At 54.9% G+C, this 21,303-nt stretch carries 20 protein-coding genes; 10 read left to right on the top strand and 10 right to left on the bottom strand.

Annotation, left to right across the window (positions count from 1 at the left end; all coding sequences use genetic code 11):
• Positions 1 to 41 precede the first annotated feature (41 nt).
• Complete coding sequence (locus tag HZ297_RS10810; RefSeq protein ID WP_178863648.1) at positions 42 to 2,081, bottom strand: cache domain-containing protein; 2,040 nt, start codon at positions 2,079 to 2,081, stop codon at positions 42 to 44.
• Between the two features lie 301 nt (positions 2,082 to 2,382).
• Between HZ297_RS10810 and argC the strand changes: the two genes are divergently transcribed.
• The 3 genes from argC to HZ297_RS10795 all read left to right on the top strand — a co-directional run bounded on the left by argC (position 2,383) and on the right by HZ297_RS10795 (position 5,206).
• Positions 2,383 to 3,426: an N-acetyl-gamma-glutamyl-phosphate reductase gene (argC, locus tag HZ297_RS10805; RefSeq protein ID WP_178863646.1), complete on the top strand. Its 1,044-nt coding sequence runs from the start codon at positions 2,383 to 2,385 to the stop codon at positions 3,424 to 3,426.
• A 163-nt stretch (positions 3,427 to 3,589) separates the two neighbouring features.
• Positions 3,590 to 3,931: an iron-sulfur cluster insertion protein ErpA gene (erpA, locus tag HZ297_RS10800; RefSeq protein WP_178863644.1), complete on the top strand. Its 342-nt coding sequence runs from the start codon at positions 3,590 to 3,592 to the stop codon at positions 3,929 to 3,931.
• A gap of 84 nt (positions 3,932 to 4,015) precedes the next feature.
• A complete protein-coding gene (locus HZ297_RS10795) occupies positions 4,016 to 5,206 on the top strand; it encodes a citrate synthase (protein WP_178863642.1) in 1,191 nt (396 codons plus the stop codon).
• Positions 5,207 to 5,305: 99 nt separating this feature from the next.
• Here the strand turns inward: HZ297_RS10795 and HZ297_RS10790 are convergent, their stop codons facing one another.
• Genes HZ297_RS10790 through HZ297_RS10780 form a run of 3 tightly spaced genes read right to left on the bottom strand, consistent with a single transcriptional unit; the run spans position 5,306 to position 8,022 of the window.
• The gene (locus HZ297_RS10790) at positions 5,306 to 6,448 is read right to left on the bottom strand and encodes an anhydro-N-acetylmuramic acid kinase (protein ID WP_178863640.1); all 1,143 of its coding nucleotides are present in this window, start codon (positions 6,446 to 6,448) and stop codon (positions 5,306 to 5,308) included.
• Between the two features lie 3 nt (positions 6,449 to 6,451).
• Positions 6,452 to 7,744: a M23 family metallopeptidase gene (locus HZ297_RS10785; protein ID WP_246261932.1), complete on the bottom strand. Its 1,293-nt coding sequence runs from the start codon at positions 7,742 to 7,744 to the stop codon at positions 6,452 to 6,454.
• Positions 7,745 to 7,785: 41 nt separating this feature from the next.
• A complete protein-coding gene (locus HZ297_RS10780) occupies positions 7,786 to 8,022 on the bottom strand; it encodes a sulfurtransferase TusA family protein (protein ID WP_178863636.1) in 237 nt (78 codons plus the stop codon).
• Positions 8,023 to 8,177: 155 nt separating this feature from the next.
• Here HZ297_RS10780 and glyQ point away from each other — a divergent pair, with 155 nt between their 5' ends.
• The 4 genes from glyQ (at position 8,178) to HZ297_RS10760 (ending at position 12,573) form a co-directional block, all read left to right on the top strand.
• Positions 8,178 to 9,098 (top strand): glycine--tRNA ligase subunit alpha, encoded by a 921-nt coding sequence (gene glyQ / locus HZ297_RS10775; RefSeq protein WP_178863634.1) that lies wholly within the window; start codon positions 8,178 to 8,180, stop codon positions 9,096 to 9,098.
• A complete protein-coding gene (gene glyS / locus HZ297_RS10770) occupies positions 9,098 to 11,176 on the top strand; it encodes a glycine--tRNA ligase subunit beta (RefSeq protein ID WP_178863632.1) in 2,079 nt (692 codons plus the stop codon). The genes glyQ and glyS overlap by 1 nt, the downstream gene beginning before the upstream one ends.
• 141 nt (positions 11,177 to 11,317) lie before the next feature.
• Entirely contained in the window at positions 11,318 to 11,857 is a 540-nt protein-coding gene (gene gmhB, locus HZ297_RS10765; RefSeq protein WP_178863630.1) for a D-glycero-beta-D-manno-heptose 1,7-bisphosphate 7-phosphatase, read from the top strand.
• Entirely contained in the window at positions 11,854 to 12,573 is a 720-nt protein-coding gene (locus HZ297_RS10760) for a lysophospholipid acyltransferase family protein (RefSeq protein WP_178863628.1), read from the top strand. Before gmhB ends, HZ297_RS10760 begins: the two co-directional genes overlap by 4 nt.
• Before the next feature lie 72 nt (positions 12,574 to 12,645).
• Here the strand turns inward: HZ297_RS10760 and HZ297_RS10755 are convergent, their stop codons facing one another.
• The 3 genes from HZ297_RS10755 to pdxH all read right to left on the bottom strand — a co-directional run bounded on the left by HZ297_RS10755 (position 12,646) and on the right by pdxH (position 15,878).
• Positions 12,646 to 14,418, bottom strand: coding sequence for a methyl-accepting chemotaxis protein (locus tag HZ297_RS10755; protein WP_178863626.1), 1,773 nt, complete (start codon positions 14,416 to 14,418; stop codon positions 12,646 to 12,648).
• Positions 14,419 to 14,535: 117 nt separating this feature from the next.
• Positions 14,536 to 15,225, bottom strand: a complete 690-nt coding sequence (gene ung, locus HZ297_RS10750; RefSeq protein WP_178863624.1) for a uracil-DNA glycosylase — start codon at positions 15,223 to 15,225, stop codon at positions 14,536 to 14,538.
• A gap of 5 nt (positions 15,226 to 15,230) precedes the next feature.
• Positions 15,231 to 15,878, bottom strand: coding sequence for a pyridoxamine 5'-phosphate oxidase (gene pdxH / locus HZ297_RS10745; protein WP_178863622.1), 648 nt, complete (start codon positions 15,876 to 15,878; stop codon positions 15,231 to 15,233).
• Positions 15,879 to 15,959: 81 nt separating this feature from the next.
• Here pdxH and parE point away from each other — a divergent pair, with 81 nt between their 5' ends.
• Positions 15,960 to 17,849, top strand: coding sequence for a DNA topoisomerase IV subunit B (parE, locus tag HZ297_RS10740; RefSeq protein WP_178863620.1), 1,890 nt, complete (start codon positions 15,960 to 15,962; stop codon positions 17,847 to 17,849).
• Positions 17,850 to 17,863: 14 nt separating this feature from the next.
• Complete coding sequence (locus HZ297_RS10735) at positions 17,864 to 18,424, top strand: hypothetical protein (RefSeq protein ID WP_178863618.1); 561 nt, start codon at positions 17,864 to 17,866, stop codon at positions 18,422 to 18,424.
• A 50-nt stretch (positions 18,425 to 18,474) separates the two neighbouring features.
• On the opposite strand, the gene HZ297_RS10730 is transcribed toward HZ297_RS10735, so the two are convergent.
• The 3 genes from HZ297_RS10730 to HZ297_RS10720 form a co-directional block, all read right to left on the bottom strand.
• Positions 18,475 to 18,834: a PilZ domain-containing protein gene (locus HZ297_RS10730; RefSeq protein WP_178863616.1), complete on the bottom strand. Its 360-nt coding sequence runs from the start codon at positions 18,832 to 18,834 to the stop codon at positions 18,475 to 18,477.
• A gap of 2 nt (positions 18,835 to 18,836) precedes the next feature.
• Positions 18,837 to 19,184, bottom strand: a complete 348-nt coding sequence (locus tag HZ297_RS10725) for a PilZ domain-containing protein (protein WP_178863614.1) — start codon at positions 19,182 to 19,184, stop codon at positions 18,837 to 18,839.
• Between the two features lie 125 nt (positions 19,185 to 19,309).
• Positions 19,310 to 20,761, bottom strand: a complete 1,452-nt coding sequence (locus HZ297_RS10720) for a protein adenylyltransferase SelO (RefSeq protein WP_178863612.1) — start codon at positions 20,759 to 20,761, stop codon at positions 19,310 to 19,312.
• A gap of 206 nt (positions 20,762 to 20,967) precedes the next feature.
• On the opposite strand from HZ297_RS10720, the gene HZ297_RS10715 reads away from it, so the two are divergent.
• Positions 20,968 to 21,264: a heavy-metal-associated domain-containing protein gene (locus HZ297_RS10715; protein ID WP_178863610.1), complete on the top strand. Its 297-nt coding sequence runs from the start codon at positions 20,968 to 20,970 to the stop codon at positions 21,262 to 21,264.
• Positions 21,265 to 21,303: the final 39 nt, after the last annotated feature.

Genomic DNA, 21,303 nt, shown 5'->3' with positions numbered 1-21,303 from the left:
CCCGGCCTGTTGAGTTTTTTGGGCAGCCGAGTTGCGTGTTTTTAGCGGTAAAGCCGCTGCAAATCGGTTAAAGGCGGCATCACCACCACATGCGGCAAGGTGGTCTGCTGTGCCTGTTGCAGCGCCTTGTGGGCCTGCTCCAATAAGCCGTAGTGCTGGGTTGAAACGCCAATGCTCAATTTCAAGGTGGCGATTGGCTTGTCTTGCGGGTTTTCTGTCTGGATGGCGGTATGGTTGTGCGCCATCAGAAAGTGTTCCATCTGTTCAATAAAGGTTTTTTGCGGGGTGAGCAGGGCGTTGGCCAAAACGGCGAATTCCTGCTGGTTGAGCTGGTAGAGGGTGTAGTCCGTGTCTTCAAAGCTATCCAGCAAGTAGTGCGTCATCTGCTGGATGAGTTCTGGCGGCGTGTGCTGTTGAGCGTCTGTTTCGGCCTGAACGTCGACCGACAGTTTCGCCAGATAGGCCTGCTGCGTGTGGCGGTAGTCGTATTCGAGTTTGTCGTGGTCGCCGAGGAGGCTGGCCGGGTGGGTGCGGAAGCTGTTTAGAAGAGGCTCATGGTGGGTCACTAAATCGGTTACGTTTTCAAACAGAAACAGGCTGTGCTGTTCGGGTAGGCAGTCGGGTACCACGGTGGTGCGCGTATAAAGCGTTCTGCCATCGGCGGCAGCGAGTTTTAGGATGCCTTGCCACACTTCGCCCTGTGATATGGCGCGCTGCATTTTTCTGACAAGTACACGCGGAATCTGGGGATGCAGACAGTGATTAAACGTTTGTCCGCTGAGGGTGTCGTCGGTAGCGTGTATCAGTTTTAAAAAGTCGGCGCTCACGGAGTGTATCTTGCCCTGGCCGTCCGTTGTTAGTCTGGCGCTGGGCTGCATGACGTTTTGCAGCGTTTCCTGGTGCAGTTTGCGGGCGAGTGTCAGTTCGCTGAAGGTTTCGCAGGTGCGCTGAAAAAACAGGTTCAAGCAGTGTGTCAAAGCCCCGAACTCGTCCTTGTGGTTGGTTCGCAGGGGGAGGATTTCACGCAGTTTATCGGCGTCGCCGAAAAATGGATTGATGGAGGCTAATTGCGCGCGCAGCTGGCTCAGGGGGCGGATCACACGCTGGCGCAATAGAATAATCAAGAGGCCGATAATCAAGAGGTCGACCAGTGCCAGGCTGGCGATCTGCCAGTAGAGGGCTGAGCGGGTGCTGTCAATCAGGCTGTTGACGTGCGTGAGGTTGTCGGCGACGAGAAAACAGCCGACCTTGTCGTTTTTGAAATCGTACAGGGGGACCGAGGTGAAGTAATAGGGCGGACGGATGATTTGCTGGTCTTTTTCCAGCTGGTCGAAGTCGTAATTGGCCAGCGCCTGAATCAGCGGCTGATTGTTGTGCGGCCGCGAATTGAGGAGCACGCGGTTGGTGCCTACGAGCGTCAAGGTATGGAAGTAGTCGATGGTTTTGTCATGGCTGCTGAGAATCAGGGCCTGCAGATTGTACTGTTGGTTGAGTTCCTGAATGACCTCCTCAAAACTCTGGATGAATTCGATGGAGCCGACAATGCGCCCTTCATATTTCATCAGTGCGAAGCCGCGTAGCAGAATCCCTTCGCGCCCGAGTTCAACGCTGGCGAAAGGCGTTTGGGTCAGGGCCAGATGATGCAGCGAGTGGCGGAAAGGGCTGAGATTGTCGCCGTATTGTTCCGGTTTCCAGCTGCGCAAAAAGCTTTTGAAGTCGGCGGTGTGCAGGTGGATTTTGACGTTTTTAAAACCGCTGAACTTTTTGTATTGCTTGAGTACGTCGTCCAATAACTGTTGGGCTGATGCGCGGTTGCGTTCAGCCAGCGCTTTTTGCAGGCCGGGGTTGTTGGAGAGCGCGATAACGTTGGTCAAGACGATTTGATGCTGGCCATTGAGGGTCTTTTGCACATAGTTCTGATAGGTTTGGCGCACTTCCTTGTGTTTTTCCAGGGTCAGTTTTTGGATTGCCCAAAAGGTGCTGAGCACCATGATGGCAAGCCCAAGCAGCAGCACGACGATAATCGGCAGGTAGAGCCTGTTGCTGAGTTTGCAGGTAATAGAGGGCGGTTGTAGCTGCACGTGGATTTCCGGTTTGCTTAAAGGGTCAGGGTCTCTTTTCAATGAGACAGGGATTGGAGGGCGATATTAGCACTCCTGAGCGGACGGGTGCAAATCACAACGGATTTTTTTAACTTATTGCTTTATAAACAAATTTTTATCGGGTTGCGCCAGGTGGCGATTTGGGTGGCGATTTGGGTAAGGATTTGACGCGCGGACAAGGCGCTTTTTATGTTGTATTTCAAAACAATAAAGTTGGCTGTACGGGTAATTATTTCGTTAAAATAATGGCATTGTGTTGAACGAAAAACGGAAGAGTATCATGGAAAAAGTTCGGGTGGGAATTGTCGGCGGAACAGGTTATACCGGCGTGGAACTATTGAGATTGCTGGCAGCGCATCCCCAGACGGAGGTGGTTGCGATTACCTCGCGCAGTGAAGCGGGCGTCAAGGTCGCCGATATGTTCCCCAATCTGCGCGGACACTATGATTTGGCGTTTACCGAGCCGAGCCCGGATGTGCTTAAGGGGTGCGATGTGGTGTTCTTTGCCACGCCGCACGGCGTAGCCATGAGCATGGCCGAGGAGCTGGTGGGGGCGGGTGTCAAGGTGATTGACCTGGCGGCCGATTTCCGCATCAATGATCTGGATGTGTGGACGCAGTGGTACAAGCATGAGCATACCTGCGCTCATCTGATGGATAAGGTGGCTTACGGCATGCCGGAACTCTATCGCGATAAAATTCAACAGGCCAGTATCATCGCCAATCCGGGCTGCTACCCGACCAGTATCCTGTTAGGCATTATGCCGCTGGTGAAGGCCGGTGCAATCGAGCTGGATGGCATTATCGCCGACGGTAAGTCCGGCGTCAGCGGTGCTGGCCGTGGCGCCAGCGTGGCGATGCTGGGTGCCGAAATGAGCGAAAGTTTCAAGGCGTATGGCGTCGGCGGACACCGTCACCTGCCGGAGATGGTCGACAAGTTGAGTGAGTTGAGCGGTCAGAAGGTGGGATTGACATTTGTACCGCATCTGGTGCCGATGATTCGCGGCATGGAATCCAGCATTTACGCCAGACTGAAAAAAGATCTGAGCCAGACCGAATTGCAGGCGATTTACGAAGCAGCCTATGCCGACGAGTATTTTGTGGATGTGATGCCGTCTGGCAGCTTGCCGGAAACGCGTATGGTTAAAGGCTCGAACATGTGCCGCATGGCGGTGTACCGTCCGCAGGGCAGCGATACCGTGGTGGTCACTTCGGTTATCGACAACCTCGTCAAAGGGGCGGCCGGTCAGGCGGTGCAGAACATGAACATTCTGTTCAATCTGGATGAAACCGCCGGCTTGCGTCAGGTGGCTTTGCTGCCCTGATAGCGAGATAGTCGATTACGTTACGATTCCAGCCTCGCCTGTCACAAGGCGAGGCTTTTTGTTATAATGCTTTTTTAGTTTTAAGACATGGCATTGGTTTTTATAGGGTTATTTTGACCTCTAGCCAACTCGATGCCAATGTTTTAATCACGGAGAGTACAGCATGTCTGAAATGCCAACGCCTTTGACTTTTACGGATGCCGCTGCGGCGAAAGTAAAAGGTTTGATCGAAGAAGAGCAAAACCCGAACTTGAAACTGCGTGTCTATATCACCGGGGGCGGATGTTCAGGGTTTTCTTACGGATTTACCTTTGATGAAAGTCAGGCTGAAGACGATACTGTGGTCGAAAAAAACGGCGTCACCCTGTTGGTTGACCCGATGAGTTTCCAGTATCTGGTCGGCGCGAAAATTGACTATCTGGAAGATTTGCAAGGCGCGCGCTTTGTGATCGAAAACCCGAATGCCACGACAACCTGCGGCTGCGGGTCTTCATTCAGCGTGTAAGCGCGGTGCCGGGCGTTTTTCAAGCAGTAACAAGCCGTATTGGTGCGGCGGGCAATATCTAAAAGCGAAATTTCAGGAAAGAGTATGGAATATATTCCGGGGTTAGCAGGGGTTCCGGCGACCGAATCCAAAATATCCTTTATCGACGGTCAGAAGGGGCTTTTGACCTACCGTGGCTACGATATTATGGAGTTGGCGGAAAAGTCCTCCTTTGAAGAAACCACGTTGCTGTTGTTGTTTGGCGATTTGCCGACAGCAGAGGAGCTGGCTTCTTTTGATGCCCAATTGCGCCAGAACCGTCGCGTCAAATACAACATCCGCGAAATCATGAAGAACCTGCCGCCCTCGACCCACCCGATGCACATGTTGCAGGTGGTGGTGGCCAGTCTGGCAAGTTTCTATCCCAGCACCGAATACATGAAAGGTGCGACCGAAAACCAGACCTATATCAACGATGTGACGGTCAAGATCATCGCCCACATGGGCACTCTGGTGGCGATGTGGGAGCACATGCGTAACGGCTATGACCCGATTGAGCCGCGCAAGGATCTGACCTACGCGGAAAACTTCCTTTATATGGTCAACGGCGAAGACCCCGATCCGGATTGGGCGCGTCTGCTGGATGCCTGTCTGATCCTGCATGCCGAACATACCATCAACGCTTCGACCTTTACTACCATGGTCACCGGCTCGACGCTGGCCAATCCGTGTTCGGTCATCTCTTCGGCGATCGCCTCGTTATCCGGTCCGCTGCACGGCGGCGCCAACCAGAAAGTGATCGAGATGCTCGATGAGATCGGCAGTCCGGAGAATGCCCGTCCTTACATCGAGGCGCGTCTGGCCAAGAAAAAGGTCATCTGGGGCATGGGGCACCGCGAATACAAAACCAAAGATCCGCGTGCCACGATTCTGCAAAAGATGTCTGCCGAAGTGCTGGAGAAGAAGAGTGCTGCAGGCAGTTTGAGCAAAGCCTTTGAAACGGCAATGGAAGTGGAGCGTATCTGCGAGGAATTGCTCGGCCATAAGGGCGTGTATCCCAACGTCGATTTCTATTCCGGTATTCTCTATAAAGAGATGGGCTTTGATGCCGGCCTGTTCACGCCTATCTTTGCGGTAGCGCGTTCTGCCGGCTGGATGGCGCATTGGCGCGAGCAGCTGCAGAATAACAAGATTTTCCGCCCGACCCAGATTTATACCGGTGCCGGCAACTCCTGCTACTTGCCGATGGATCAGCGCGGTGAAGGCAATCAGATGATGGGAGAGTTGAGCGATTAAGTTGCGCTGAACCCTAAACCGCATACCGATACAACCAGAAACCCAGCAGGCCGGCCTGCTGGGTTTTTTTATTGGCGGTTAGAAACGGCGGGTTAGGGGCTAGATGCCGCTCCACAGACCGCCGAGCACGACATTGCGCCGGGCGCCGGTAATATCGGTTAATGCGATGGTCCGGTTGTGGATGCGCTGACGGGCCAGCCAGGCGCACATCATCGCTTCCACCGCATTGGGATGAATATTCACACTTAAACTGCTCGCGACTTCTAACGCGGGCAGGCGCTTTTGCAGGCGTGCGAGCAAGTCGGAATTATAGGCGCCGCCGCCGACGACCCAGAGGTCGCCTTGCGAAACCCCCAGCTGATTGACGGCAACGGCGACACTGGCGGCCGTGAATTCGCTCAGCGTGGCGAGCAGGTCTTGAGGCGCGATCGCTGTATTTTGCAGTTGTGCGTCCAGCCAGGCGATATTGAACGTATCGCGTCCCGTGCTTTTGGGATAGGGCGCTTGCAGATAGGGATGCGTTAACAGCGTTTGCAGCAACGCTTGGTTGACACGGCCGGTTGCGGCGATTTCCCCATTGCGATCGTATTCCCGGTTGAAATGGCGCTGACAGATTTCATCCATCAATCCATTGCCCGCTCCGGTGTCAAAACCGGCAACCCTGCCTGCCGCCGGATCCAGATAGCTGATATTGGCAATGCCGCCGATATTTAGCACGCAGCAGGCGCGTTGCGGTTTAAACAGTGCCTGGTGAAACGCCGGGGCTAAAGGCGCGCCTTGGCCGCCTACGGCCAAATCGTCGATGCGGAAATCCGCCACCGTGTCGATACAGGTCTGTTTGGCAATAAAGGCCGGGTGGCCGATTTGCAGGCTCATCGGTACCTGCGGGGCGTGGTAAATCGTCTGGCCGTGACTGCCGATGGCGCGTATTTGTTCTGCGCTTACGGCATTTTCCTGCAATAGTGCGCGACTGGCTTGGCTGAACGCCGAGGCCACGGCAAATTCCAGTTCGCACAGTTTTTGCAGGCTGATTTGGGGAGTGGTATTGAGTTCAAGCAGGGCTTTTCGCAGAGTTGGGTCAAGCGGATATTCGCGGTAGCTCTGCAACGAAATCTGTTCACCTTGTATGCGGACCAGAGCCGCATCGATGCCGTCGGCGCTCGTGCCCGACATCAGGCCGATATACAGTTCGGGCTGAGGTTCGGTTTGAGATTCCGCGGTGGAGCGGGTCGAGGTCTTCACGGCTTACTCGAAACGCGCCATTTGCAGTTCGGGCGAGAAGCGGTTCAATTGGCTCAGCATCAGTGTCGTCTGCTTTTTGAAAGCGGTCTGGTATTTTTTATCCACCGGTTTGGCCGCAGGGAATGCCATCTTCAATGGGTCCTGATGGACGCCGTTGATACGGAACTCGTAATGCAGGTGCGGGCCGGTGGCCAGGCCGGTTTTGCCGATGTAACCGATGACATCGCCCTGTCTGACGTGGTCACCTTGCTTGAATTTACCAAAGCGCGACATATGGCCGTAAACCGTCATGTATTTGCCGGCATGTTGCACCTTGATGTAGTTGCCGTAGCCGTTGCCCCAGCCGCGAAACACGATTTTGCCGTTGCCGGTGACGTGAATCGGCGTGCCGATCGGCCCGGCGTAATCCACGCCGCGGTGGGCGCGCCATTTCTGCAGTACCGGATGGAAACGCATCGGCTTGAATTTGGAGGTGATGCGTACATAGTCGACCGGGTTGCGCAGGAAGGCTTTCTTGAGGTTTTTGCCTTCTTCGTTGAAATAACCGATGGTTTCGTCGCCGTCTTTCAGCAAGAAGGCGTTGTGGGTTTCCTGACGGTTATAGGTGGTGACCTGTGCGGCGATAATATCGCCATCGCCGATGTATTCGTTGTTGAGGTATTTGGCCTCGTAAATCACCTTGAAGGTGTCGCCTTCGCGGAACTCGCGGATAAAGTCGATGTCCCAGGCGTAAATGTCCGCCAGATTCATAATGGTTTTGGCGCTCAGACCGGCGTTCTGGCCGTCGAGATAGAAGGAGTTGGTGATGACGCCGGTGGCGACTTCGAGGCGTGTGTCGACCTGCTCTTCAATGGTTTCGATACGGTAGTCATCGCCCTGTTTCTGCAGTTCGTAACGCAGCGTTTTGCTTTTGGGGTAGAGGATTTTCTGCAGGTTGGCGTGTTTGTCAACCCAGATGGTGAGGGTGTCGCCGGCGCGCAGGTTGGTCAGCAGGTCGCTGTTTTTGAGCTGGCCGATCTGGTAGGTCACGCTCGCCGGAATGTTCACGCTCGCCAAAGCCCCGCCCAGGGAGCCGTTCTGCGGGATTTTGACGGTATGCTCCTGCCATTCCTCTTGCGAAAAACGGGTGATGTCTGCCGGTTTTTTAGCATTGCTCAGGGAGTCGGGTTCGGGAGGCAGCGGAAGCGTGGTGCGTTCCGGGGAGAGGTTGGCCGTCGAGCTGTGCGGTGCCAACAGGGTCAGGCCAAACAAGCCGACTGACAGCAGGCTTAACCAGGAAAATTTAGAGCGTAGCAAAGGAGTTTTCATAAGCACGGGCTTTGTTTTAACGCTCCAGATTATACCTGATTCCGGTCCACAACGCGAAGGGTGATGCGCAAGCCGAAGTCGGTCGGTTCACAATTGAGGAACTCATGGCGGTTAACCTTGGCCCAGCTGCCGATGTCTTTTTCCGCGCCCAGGTCGGTGCAGTCAATCACCACTTCATCGCCCGGCTGGCAGGCGCGTACCTGTTTTTGCAGTTTAATCACCGGCATCGGGCATTTGAGCCCTTTGGCATCTACTTCGTAGTTCATTCTTTAACCATTTTCAACAGGCCGGGTAATGTGTGCTATGTCACATTAAAGTCGGCGTAAAGTGTTTATAAAATACGTTATAATTAGCGGATTTTACACGCTTTAACCCAATCTTGAAGCGTGGGCATCGAATTTTAGTTTAAGAGGTTTTGATTGTGTCTTCACAAGCGGCAACGGATATTCGTACCTTTCAAGGATTGATTCAGACCCTGCAGGCATTCTGGGCGAGCCACGGCTGCGTCATTATGCAGCCTTACGACAACGAGATGGGGGCGGGGACTTTCCACCCGGCGACCTTTCTGCGTGCCATCGGCCCGGAGCCGTGGCGTGCGGCTTACGTGCAGCCTTGCCGCCGCCCGACCGACGGGCGTTACGGCGAAAACCCGAACCGCATGCAGCACTACTACCAGTTTCAGGTGATGCTGAAGCCGTCGCCGGACAATATCCAGGAACTGTATTTAGAATCGTTGAAAATGCTGGGCATCGACCCGCTGGAACACGATATCCGTTTTGTCGAAGACAACTGGGAGTCGCCAACCTTGGGCGCCTGGGGCTTGGGCTGGGAAGTCTGGTTGAACGGCATGGAAGTCACGCAGTTCACCTACTTCCAGCAGGTTGGCGGTTTGGAATGCCGTCCGGTCACCGGCGAGATCACTTACGGTCTGGAGCGTATCGCCATGTATCTGCAGGGCGTGAACTCGGTTTACGATTTGACCTGGGTGGAAGGCCCAAGCGGCAAAGTCACTTACGGCGATGTGTTCCATCAGAACGAAGTGGAGATGTCGACCTACAACTTCGAGAAAGCCGATACCGACAAGCTGTTCCGCACCTTTGACGAGTGCGAAGAGATTTTCGCCAAACTGGTCGCCGATAAACTGCCATTGCCGGCTTACGAGCAGGTATTGAAAGCGTCGCATGCGTTCAACCTGCTGGACGCGCGCCATGCGATTTCCGTGACCGAACGTGCGCGTTTTATCGGCCGCGTACGTGCCATGGCCAGACAGATTGCCGAATCTTATTACGAAGGGCGTGAAGCGCTTGGGTTCCCGTTAGTCAAAAGCCAGGAGGAGAAATAATGACGGCTTTGAATCAGACAGCAGATTTTTTGGTTGAGATCGGAACCGAAGAACTTCCTCCGAAAGCGTTGAAAAAATTGAGCCAGGCGTTTGCCGACGGCATCGTCGCCGGCCTGAACGAGGCCGAACTGGCGCACGGTGAAGTGCAGGTTTATGCCGCACCGCGCCGTCTAGCGGTTTTGATTGAAGGGTTGCAAACCCAACAGGCCGACAAGGTGGTCGAGCGCCGCGGTCCTGCCAAGAAAGCCGGTTTTGATGCCGACGGCAACCCGACCAAAGCCTTGGAAGGCTTTGCACGCGGTTGCGGCGTAACCGTTGCCGAGCTGATCGAAGTCGAGACCGACAAAGGCATATGGATGGCCTATAACCTGCAACAGCAAGGTCAGCCGACCAGTGCTTTGTTGGGCGATATCGTCAATCGTTCTTTGGCGGCGCTGCCGATTCCGAAGCGTATGCGTTGGGGCAGCTCCGATGTGGAATTCGTGCGTCCGGTGCACTGGGCGCTGATGCTGCTGGGTGAGGAAGTGGTTCCTGCCACGATTCTAGGCCACACCACCGGCAACACCACGCGCGGTCACCGTTTCCATGCACCTGAAGCGATTACCATTGCGCAACCGGCAGACTATGCCGAAACCTTGAAAGCGCAAGGTTATGTGGTCGCCGATTTTGCCGAGCGTGCCGAGCTGATCCGCGAGCAGGTCATGGCGGCGGCGCAGCAGGCCGGTGGCGAAGCGGAAATCGACGAAGAGCTGCTGGAAGAGGTCACCGCCCTGAACGAATGGCCGATGGCGATTGTCGGTGATTTCGATCAAACCTTCCTGGCGGTGCCTTCGGAAGCGTTGATTTCAGCAATGGCGGGTCACCAGAAGTATTTCCATATGTTCGGCAAAGACGGCAAGCTGATGGCGAAATTCATCACCATCAGCAATATCGAAAGCTCTAACCCGCAGTCGGTCAAAAACGGTAACGAACGTGTGATCCGTCCGCGTCTGTCGGATGCCAAATTCTTCTGGGATCAGGATCGCAAGCGTCCGTTGGACGACTTTTTGCCTCGCCTGAAAACCGTGGTGTTCCAGCAACAATTAGGCACGCTGTATGACAAGGTCGAGCGTTTGGAAACTCTGACGGTCAAAATCGGCAAGCCGCTGGGCGTAGATGCGGCACTGTGTGAACGTGCTGCACGTCTGTCCAAGTGTGACCTGATGTCGGAAATGGTCGGCGAGTTCCCTGAATTGCAAGGCGTGATGGGTCGTTACTACGCGATGGAGCAGAAAGAGGCGCAGGACGTGGCCGACGCGATTGATGCGCAATACCAGCCGCGTTTTGCCGGTGACGAGCTGCCGCAATCGGCTTTGGCGCAGGCGTTGGCGATTGCCGATAAGATCGACACCATTACCGGCATCTATGGCATCGGTCAGGTGCCGACCGGCGACAAGGACCCGTTTGCATTGCGCCGCGCCGCCTTGGGTCTGCTGCGCATTATGATCGAAAACGAACTGGATCTGGATTTGCGTCTGTTGATCCAGTACGGTCTGGAACTGCACGAGGCGGTCGAGGCCAGCGATGCGCTGATTGAAGAGATTTACGACTTCATTATCGGCCGTCTGCGCGCCTATTACGCCGACCAGGGCATCAGTGCCGAGCAGTTCGAGGCGGTGCGTGTTTGCCGTCCGGCGCATCCGTTGGACTTCGCCAAACGTATCCAGGCGGTCGAGAAGTTCGCACAGATGGACGCGGCGGAAAGCTTGAGTGCGGCCAACAAACGTATCAGCAATTTGTTGAAGAAGGTCGAAGGCGACTTGCCGGAAACCGTCAATGTGGCGCTGCTGACGGAAAGCGCCGAGCAGACCTTGTGGAACGAGCTGGATGCGTTGCGTGAGTCGGTCAGCAATCTGATTGCCGGGCGTGATTACATCGCCGCGATCGAATCCCTGGCGACGATTCGCGGTAGCGTTGACAGCTTCTTTGACAACGTCATGGTCATGGCGGAAGACGAGGCGGTGCGTTTGAACCGTCTGGCGCTGCTCAACCAGATCTATCAGCTGTTCCTGCAGGTGGCGGACGTTTCGCGTTTGTAATTAACCGTTCCTCTCTATTAATAGAGGCGGGAGTTATCTTGAACCACGAAGTGCACGAAGTTCACGAAGAGACTGGTCATTCACTCACTTCGTGAACTCTGTGTTCTTCGTGGTTTTTGCTTTTGAAAATCAGGAATAAATATGCAAAAGGTGATTGTACTGGATCGCGACGGTGTGATTAACGAGGACTCGGACGCCTTTATCAAGTCACCCGACGAGTGGCAGCCGGTGCCCGGCAGTATCGAGGCGATTGTTAAGCTCAAACAGGCCGGTTGGCTGGTGGCGGTGGCAACCAACCAGTCGGGCATCCGCCGCGGTTATTACGACCGCGCCACGCTCAGCGCCATGCATCAGAAACTGCAAGGTTTGCTGGCCGAGCAGGGTGCCAAGGTCGATTGGATCAATTTCTCGCCCTATGTCGGCGATGATGCGACGCCTTGCCGCAAGCCGTCTACCGGTATGTTGCAGGCGATCGAGAACCGTTTTGGTATCAGTTTGCAGGGCATGCCGATGATCGGCGATACCTGGGCGGACATGCAGGTGGCCAAGGCCAAAGGCATGCGCCCATTTCTGGTGAGAAGCGGCAAGGGCGAGCGCACCTTGGCCAAGCATGGTGATGAACTGGCCGGCATTCCGGTGTATGACAATCTATTGGCGGCTGTGGAGGCGCTGTTGGCATGAAAGTGATCTGGTTTTTGCGTTCGGTGTTATTTGCTCTCGGGCAGGTGACGACGCTGGTGCTGTTTTCGGTATTGGGGCAGCTGACGTTGCCGTTTTCATTTAAAACGCGTTACGCCTTTATGCACCATTGGGCCAAGTTCTGTCTGTTCTGGTTGCGTGTGACCTGCGGAGTGAAATACCAGGTGCATGGTTTGGAGCAGGTGGATGCAAGTAAAGCGGGTCTGATTCTGGCGCGCCATGAATCGGCTTGGGAAACGCTGGCGTTCCAGCAGATTTTTCCGCGTCAGGCGTATGTGTTGAAGCGTGAACTGCTGAAAATCCCGTTCTTCGGTTGGGGGATGCGTCTGCTGCATCCGATTGCGATCGACCGCGGCGCCGGCCGTCAGGCGCTGAACCAGTTGCTGAAAGAGGGGCAGGCGCGTCTTGAGCAAGGCGATTGGGTGGTGATTTTCCCGGAAGGCACGCGTATGCCGGTGGGCGAATTGGGCAAGATCAATGTAGGCGGTTCGATGCTGGCCAGTAAAGCCAAAGTACCGGTTTATCTGGTGGCGCACAACGCCGGCAGTTGCTGGCCTAAAAACAGCTTCATCAAAAAACCGGGGGTGATTGAGGTGTATATCAGCGCGCCGCTGGATGCCTCGCAGATGAGTGTGGCCGAAATCAATGCGGCAACGGAAGAGTGGTTTACGAAGCACCTCGTTCAGGAAACTAAATAAAAACTGAACAGGCCGGGTCTGAATACAATCTACCCGGCCTGTTCAGTTTTAAAAGGCTTGAAACGGCGCGGTTTATGGCGCTTTGAGCAGTAGGGTTTTGTCGACCACGAACTGGTTAACCTCGTGATTGAGCTGCTGTGCCTGACCGACTAGTTCATTGGCAAATTGGGTCGTCTCTTCGACCATCTGTGCATTCTGCTGGATGCTGTCGTCCAGTTCGGTAATGGCCTGATTCACCAGCGCAATGCCTTGCGCCTGTTCCTGGGTGCTGGAGGAAATTTCAACCACCAGATCATTCACCATCTGGATGCCTTGATGAATCTGATCAAAGGCTTCGCTGGTCTCGTCAAGCTGCAACGCGCCGTCGTTTACCTGGGTCACCACTTCATCAATCAGGCCGCGAATTTCTTTGGCGGCGCCGGCCGACTTTTGTGCCAAATTGCGCACTTCACCCGCCACCACCGCAAAGCCGCGTCCCGCCTCGCCGGCACGCGCCGCCTCAACCGCCGCGTTCAGTGCAAGCAGGTTGGTCTGGAAGGCGATGCTGTCGATCAGGCCGACGATGTCGCTGATGCGCACGCTGGATTGCTGGATTTCGCGCATCGATTCAACCGAGGAGCTCATGGCTTTGGAACCTTCATTGGCCAAGCGGCGTGTGTCCTGAGTGAGTTGGCTGGCGCGCATCGCATTGTCGGCGGTTTGGCGCACGACCGAGGTCATCTCTTCGATGGCCGCGGCGGTCTGTTCGATGGCGCTGGCCTGCTGCTGGCTGCGATCCGCCAGCGCCAGGCTGCTTTGCGAAATTTGATGGATGTTGTGGTTGACCAGATCCGAGGTGTCGCCGACCAGATTGACCGTGCGGTTGAGTTGGCAGGCGGTGTGGTTGAGCTGTTGTTTGACCTGTTCCATTTCGCCGCTGAAAGCGCCGTTAATCTGGTGGGTCAGGTTGCCTTCCGCCAGATGCGCAATCGAGGTGTTGATCGCATCGAAGCCGGATTCCAAAGTATGTAACGCATGGTTGATATAGTTTTTCAACTCGTTCATGCGGCCTTCCGCCTGGATCTGGACACGGTCTTTTAACTGGCAGTGGGCGACCTGCTGCATCACCTGATTGATGTTGTCGACGACCTCGTCGATTGAATTCATCGCAAAATCGATTTTATGTTTCAGCGTGCCTTTCACGCCGCTGTCCATGCGCGCAGAAAAATCGCCGCGGGCGATCGCATCGGCAATGCTTTCCAACGAGTGCATGGTGTGCGAGACGCTCTGAATCGAAGCATTGACGTTGTCCTTGAAGCGCAGCAAATCCCCGCCGACCTCCACATTGACCTGCTGGTCGAATTCACCATTGGCGACCTTGCTCAACTGCCGGTTGGTTTCGTCAAAGACGGTTTTGAGGTCGGCTGTCAGATGGTTGAAACATTTTAAAACCTGGCCTACTTCGTCTTGATATTGAATCGGCAGACGTATCGAAAAGTCGTCGCTGTCGGTAATTTGGGTGATGCCTTGTTCCATACGTTTGAGCGGGCGGGCGATTTTGACCATCAGGGTGGCATACATCAGCGCAATAAACGCGCTAACCGCAATGAGAACCGCCACGATGAAATAGCCGGTGAGGTCGATCACCTGCTGAATTTGTTGGGTCAGTTGCGCGCCGATGACGGCTTGGGTGTCTGCGGCGTTACCACTCTGGTACGCCTGCCACTGTTCGGCAATGAGCTGCGCCTCGGACTGGAGCAGTGAAAAGGCGCCGGTAAAAAACACACCGGCCAGTATCATCATGCCGAGCAATACGGCGCTGAGTGTTGCAATTTTGGTCCGGCTCCACCATCCTGCGTGTTTCACGTCTCTTTCCTTTAAAACGGCGTTAATCAGAAGAGACCAGCATAGCGGGTGGCGCTAGAGAGTCAAAACAAACCTATGCATACAAAGATAAGCAGTTTTTATAGTTGGATGGGTGTTTTACAGCTGCCAGTTAATGGGAGGGAGTTTGTGCGCCTGCAAATAGGCATTGGCTTTTGAAAAGGGACGGCTGCCGAAAAAACCGCGGTAAGCGGAAAGCGGCGAGGGGTGCGGCGCTTCCAGCACCAGATGGCGCTGGCGGTCGATAAAAGCCCCTTTTTTCTGGGCGTAACTGCCCCAGAGGATAAACACACAATGCTCTTTCTGGTCATTTATGACGCGGATAATCGCATCGGTGAATTGTTCCCAGCCGTGGTTTTGGTGGGAGTTGGAATGATGCGCTTCCACCGTCAAAACGGCATTGAGCAGCAGTACGCCTTGTTCGGCCCAAGGTTGCAGATAACCGCAGTGGTGGTTCTCGACACCCAGATCATCCGAAAGTTCTTTATTGATGTTGAGCAGCGATTTCGGCAGCGGTTTGACATCCGGCAGAACCGAAAAACACAGCCCGTGGGCGTGACCGGGGGTGGGATAGGGATCCTGGCCGAGTATGACCACTTTGACGTTTTCAAACGGTGTGCTGTTCAAGGCGTTAAACCATAGGCCGCCTTTGGGCAGAATCTGCTTGCCGGCGGCTTTTTCCGCCTGCAAAAACGCTTTGAGCTGCTGCATATACGGCTTGTCGAATTCGTCGCCAATCAGGTTGAGCCAGCTGTCGGACAGCTTGATCGGATTGTCGTTGTTAGGCATAACGATCAAGGCGCCAGGCGGCTGATGAGCCAGTTGTGTTCATCCTGTTTTTCATAACGGAAACGGTCGTGCAGGCGGCTCGGACGGCCTTGCCAGAACTCGAAGCGCTGCGGCACGATGCGGTAACCGCCCCAGTGCGGCGGATGCGGCACTTCCTGTTCGCTGTAGGCAGCTTGGGCGGCCTGTAATCTGAGTTCCAGTTCGTCGCGGCTCGAAACCGGTGAGCTTTGCTTGGAAATAAAGGCGGCCAACTGGCTGTCGCGCGGCCGGCTGTGAAAATAGGTTTCGGACTCTTCCGCAGTGATTTTTTCGACCAAGCCCTCCACGCGAATCTGGCGTTCCATCTCCGGCCAGAAGAACAGCGCGGCGACGCGGTGGTTGGCCGCCATCTCGCTGCCTTTGTCGCTGTCATAATGGGTGTAGAACACCAGGCCGCGGGTATCGAACTCTTTTAGCAGCACCACACGACTGTGCGGCTGCCCATTGGCGTCCACCGTCGACAGACTCATGGCCGTCGGGTCGTTATGGATATGGGTGATGGCCGCATCCATCCAGAGCGAGAACTGTTCAAAAGGGCTGTCTTTTAGCTGGCTGCGTTTGAGTTCGGCAAACTCGTAGCTGCGGCGTTCCTGGCGGTAGTCTCGATTTGGCATAGGTACGATTTCACCTTTACATTTATATGTTATGATGCTGACGTTGAGTTTAACCCAATTCTATCATCAGGAGCCTGATTTGTGAGCGGAAACTACAATGCAGCCGAAATTGAAGTCTTAACCGGGTTGGAACCGGTGCGCAAGCGCCCGGGGATGTATACCGATACGACGCGTCCCAACCATTTGGCGCAGGAAGTCATCGATAACAGTGTGGACGAAGCGCTGGCCGGATTTGCCAGCGAGATTACGGTGACGCATCATGCCGACGGCTCCATGAGTGTGCTCGATAACGGGCGCGGCATGCCGGTGGACATTCACCCTGAAGAGGGCGTGCCGGGGGTGGAGGTCATTATGACCCGCCTGCATGCCGGCGGTAAGTTTTCCAATAAGGCCTACAAGTTTTCCGGCGGTCTGCACGGTGTGGGGATTTCGGTGGTCAATGCGCTCTCCAGTCGCGTAGAGGTACAGATTCGCCGTGACGCAAAACTGCATGCCATTGCCTTTGAAAACGGTGATGTCGCCTCTCCGCTAGAGGTGATCGGCAAGGTTGGCAAGAAAAACACCGGCACATTGGTGCGTTTTTGGCCGGATGCGCGTTTTTTCGATACCCCAAAATATGCGCTAGGCAAGCTGAAATATCTGTTGCGCGCCAAGGCGGTGTTGGCGCCGGGGCTGAAGATGACGTTTGTCGACGAAACCTGTAATGAAACCACCGAGTGGTATTTCGAGAACGGCCTGCAGGATTATCTGAACGAAGCGCTGGACGGTTTGGAGCGTTTGCCCGAAGAGGGTTTTGTGGGCGAGAGCCAGACCGATCACGAAGGTGTGGCCTGGGCGATTACCTGGCTGGTGGAGCCGGCCGAAAACCTGATGGAAAGTTACGTCAACCTGATTCCGACGCCGCAAGGCGGTACCCACGTGAACGGTTTGCGGGCCGGAGCGACCGATGCGGTGCGCGAGTTCTGCGAGTTCCGCAATCTGATTCCGCGCGGCGTCAAGATTACGCCGGAGGATGTCTGGCAGAACGTGGCGTTTGTGCTGTCGGCCAAGGTGCATGAACCGCAGTTTGCCGGACAGACCAAGGAACGTTTGTCGTCGCGCGAGTGCGTGCCTTTCATTTCCGGTGTGGTCAAGGATGCGTTGAGTCTGTGGCTCAACCAGCATACCGATGTGGCCGAGAAAATTGCCGAACTGGTGATTAACAACGCCAACCAGCGCAGCAAAAAAGCCAAAAAAGTCACGCGTAAAAAAATCACCAGCGGGCCTGCCTTGCCCGGCAAGCTCGCGGATTGTACCGAATCGGACCTGAGTTTGACCGAGCTGTTTTTGGTGGAAGGGGATTCCGCCGGCGGTTCGGCCAAGCAGGCGCGCGACAAAAACTATCAGGCGATTATGCCGCTGCGCGGCAAGATACTGAATACGTGGGAAGTGGAATCGGGCGATGTATTGGCCTCGCAGGAAATTCACGATATCAGCGTGGCGATCGGTGTCGATCCGGGATCGGACGATCTGAGCGGGTTGCGTTACGGCAAGGTCTGCATACTGGCGGATGCCGATTCGGACGGCGCGCATATCGCCACGCTGATCTGCGCGCTGTTTGTGCGCCATTTTCCGCGTCTGGTGGAAGCCGGGCATATTTATGTGGCCATGCCGCCGTTGTACCGGATTGATGTCGGCAAGCAGGTGTTTTACGCGTTGGATGAGTTTGAGCGCCAGGGCGTGCTGGACCGCATCGCCGCCGAGAAACTCCCCGGCAAGGTGCAGGTCACTCGTTTTAAAGGTCTGGGGGAGATGAACCCGCCGCAGTTGCGTGAAACCACCATGATGCCGGAAACGCGCCGCCTGATTCAGTTGCAGTTGGATTCTCAGCAGCAACACGACCATGAGGTCATGGATATGCTGTTGAATAAAAAACGCGCCTCGGACCGCAAGGTCTGGTTGGAAAGCAAAGGCGATTTGGCGGAATTTTAAACAGAGTTGAATGTATGAAAAGACTGTTATTGATTGCGCTGCTATGGTCGCCACAGGCTGTTTGGGCGCAAACGCAAAGCCAACAGGTGAAGGATGATTTCCATTTAACGCTGTATAAAGATGTGCAAGGCAGTGTCGAGGGGTTGGAAGTTTTCACCAAACAGGCCGATCAGGAGGTGTTTTTCGGGGTGAGTTGCAATGCCATCAACCCTTTCCCGATGCTGCAAATTCTGTTGTTTAATGATGCGATTATTTCCGAAAGCCCGCGTTTGATGGCGTTAAGTTATCGAATTGACGGGCCGGAGGATGCGAATGCCCAGCCTGTGCAAGGCATTTTGCAGCCTAAGCTGAATTATGAGGAAATCTCCAATAAGGTACGTTTGGAGTTGAAGCCGGAACACTTTGCCTCGATGGCGGCGATGAAGCAGGGTTATCAGGATTGGATGGCGGCGTTAAAAGCCGGTAATGAGGTGGTGTTCACCTTAAGCCATGCGTCGTTCGGACAAAAGCGCTATGCCTTTTCGTTGCGCGGTTTTCAGGGGGTGATCGAGCCTTACGAAGCGGTGTGTTACTAAGCCCGCCTGGTAAGATGCCCTGTCCGGGAATGCGGCGGGTTTAAGCGGGTTTAGGAGAACTCTTTTTTATTCAGTCGGCTTAGCCGGTTTTTGTAATTAATAAAATCTTCCAGTGCGGCCTGATCTTCATCGTTGAGTTTGTTGAATGCAATCGTCAGATAGACCTGGTCGCCGGTATTGTGGCGATGGGTGACTTTGCCCAGTAAATGAAACACGCGGAAAGTGCCCAGTGCCGGCAGTTCAAACTCCGCTTCCAGCTCGGTGCCTTCACGTGCGCCGCGGTTCACAATGACACCAACGCCTTTGAGTGACAGGTCGACCAGTTCCCCTTCGGCCTGGCCGTTGCGGCCGTGGACAATCACTTTGCGGCTGGTTTTAACACGGCTATCAAGTTGGATTGCAGTGTCCATGATTATTCTGCCGATTCGCTGCTATTGGCATAGTGTCCGATGACCAGACTCTGGTGAGGGCTCAGTAACGAAAACTCTATGCCAGTCAGAAAGCCCGCGCCGGACGAGGTCACGTGTGTGGTTTGAGCGTCTATGACCAGCTCGATGTCATCGTCGTAGGCGGGCAGTGAAAACTTCATGCTAAGCCGCTGCAGCGGCTGCAGGGCGCGGTCTAACAGGACGCCGGCACCGAGTATCGACAGGTTTAATAGCGTTCCATGCACTATTTCATCGTTGTTGATCAGCAGTTCAACCGGACGTTTGAGTGTCACGCGGTGTTTGGCGCGTTGATGGAGTTCGGCGTTGGTCATGCTCGAAAGTTCTCTGTTGGGTGAACGATTCGCATCCAAGGTTGCAAAATGAAGATTAAAACACGCTTATTTTATACAAACTGTCCCGCATCCGCCTAATTTTAGCGGTGTTTGCATCTTAGGTGTCAGGAGGAGCAGCTCAGCGCAATGCCTTTCTGCGAGGCCAGTCGGGGGGCCTGATAGTAGTGTTGCGGCAATTCCGGGTGTTGTTCGAAGGGCGCGCGCAGCGCATCGAAAACCCGGTGCAGCAGGTTGAAGTCGCCATGCTCGGCGGCTTCAATGACTTCCTGATTGATGTAGTTGCGCAGCACGAAGCGGGGAGTGTGTTGCAAAATGGTCTGCGCAATCTGCGAAGGATTCTCTTCAAGCTGGCAGCGCAGTTGGTAACGCTCAAACCAGAGTCGCCACGCCTTGGAAGCCGGTGCCAATGGGTGCCAGGACCCGGCCTGTTGAGTTTGTAAAGTCGCCAGTTCGAGGAAAAAGTGCTGGAAGTCAATATCGGCCTGATCCATTAACATCAGCAGATCAGCCACCAGTTCGCGGTCTTGCGGCTGCGGTGTCTGCAAGCCGAGTTTGGCGCGCATTTTGTCGAGATAACGCTGATTGTAGGTTTCCACATAACCGTTGATGGCATCCGCCAGAATGGCATCGCGTTGGTTCTCATCCAGTATCAGTGCATAGGCCTGCGCAAACACCTGGCAGTTCCACAGGCCGATATTGGGTTGCTGGCTGTAGGCGTAGCGCCCTTCGGTGTCGGAGTGGTTGCAGATATGGTGGATTTTAAAGTCGTCCATAAAAGCATAGGGGCCAAAGTCAAAGGTTTCCGCCGCCACCGACATATTGTCGGTATTGAGCACGCCGTGGCAGAAACCGACCGACTGCCAGCCGGCAATCAGGTCGGCGGTATTGCGGAGTATGGTGTGCAGCAGTTCGGCGTAACGTTCCTGCGGGTTGAGAGCACGCAGCTCCGGATAGACGGTGTCGATGACATAATCCGTCAACTGTTGCATGCCGCCAAGATCGCGGTGTTCGGCGAGCCATTCAAAGTGGCCGAAACGTACATGGGTTTTGGCCACACGGATATAGGCGGCGCGCGGCTCGTAAGTTTCGCGGCGCACCGCCTCGCGGTTATGGCAGAGGCTCAGGCAACGGGTGCTGGGGATGCCCAGTGCATGCAGGGCTTCGCCGCCGAGATATTCGCGGATGGCGGAACGCAGCACCGCACGGCCGTCGCCGCGGCGCGAGTAAGGGGTTTGTCCGGCACCCTTCAAATGCAGATCCCACAGGCGATGCTTCGGGTCAATGGCCTGGCCTAACAATAGGCCGCGGCCGTCGCCCAAGTCGGGATTGTAGTAGCCGAATTGGTGGCCGGTATATTTTTGCGCCAAACTGGACAGGCCGGGTGGGAGTGTCTGCCCCGAGGTCATTTGTCGTAACGCCTCCTGCTCCAACCCGATACTGAGGCTTGCCAGCAGTGGCTGATTGGCATGCAGCAGCACAGCCTCGTGCAACGGCTCGGCGTTGAGCTGGCTGTAGAAGTGGCTGGGCAATTCAAAGTAGCGATTGCAGAAGTTCATAGAGGTTTGGCGCAAGTGAAAATAACTTTTATTATAAGCGTTAGAGGGTCTTTAACCTAGTGATTTACTAGGTTAAGGGGGTGCGCGCGCAGACGCTTTTAGGGATTGATTAAAAGTTTGAATTAAAACTGCGCCGCGCTTGCGCCCATCGGCCGGACAAGTGTGTTAGATTATCCGCTATCAAAAAACATCGGGGCCAACATAAGATGTGGGAAATTGAAGTCGACAATATCAAATGCGGCGGCTGCGCCAACAGCATCCGTCAGCAGCTGGGTGCTGTGCCGAGCATCAAGGCGGTGGACGTGGATGTGGCTCAAGGCAAAGTTGCCCTTGAATTGGTGGAAGACAGCGCGGCGATACGCGAACAGATTTTGGCGCAGCTGTTGAAAATGGGCTATCCGCAAGCCGGCAGCGTGCGCGGCTTGAGTGCGGCCGGAGCCAAAGCCAAATCGTTTGTCTCCTGCGCGGTCGGCAAATTAAGCGATGATAATACAGAGAAGTAATGGCAATTCATGGCACGTAAAGTAGGTCAATAAGGAGTC

Origin of the sequence: Thiomicrorhabdus cannonii (assembly GCF_013391695.1) — a bacterium.
GTDB lineage: Bacteria > Pseudomonadota > Gammaproteobacteria > Thiomicrospirales > Thiomicrospiraceae > Thiomicrorhabdus > Thiomicrorhabdus cannonii.
Note: the sequence above shows the minus strand (reverse complement) of the source record. Positions and strands in the feature narration are given on the sequence as shown.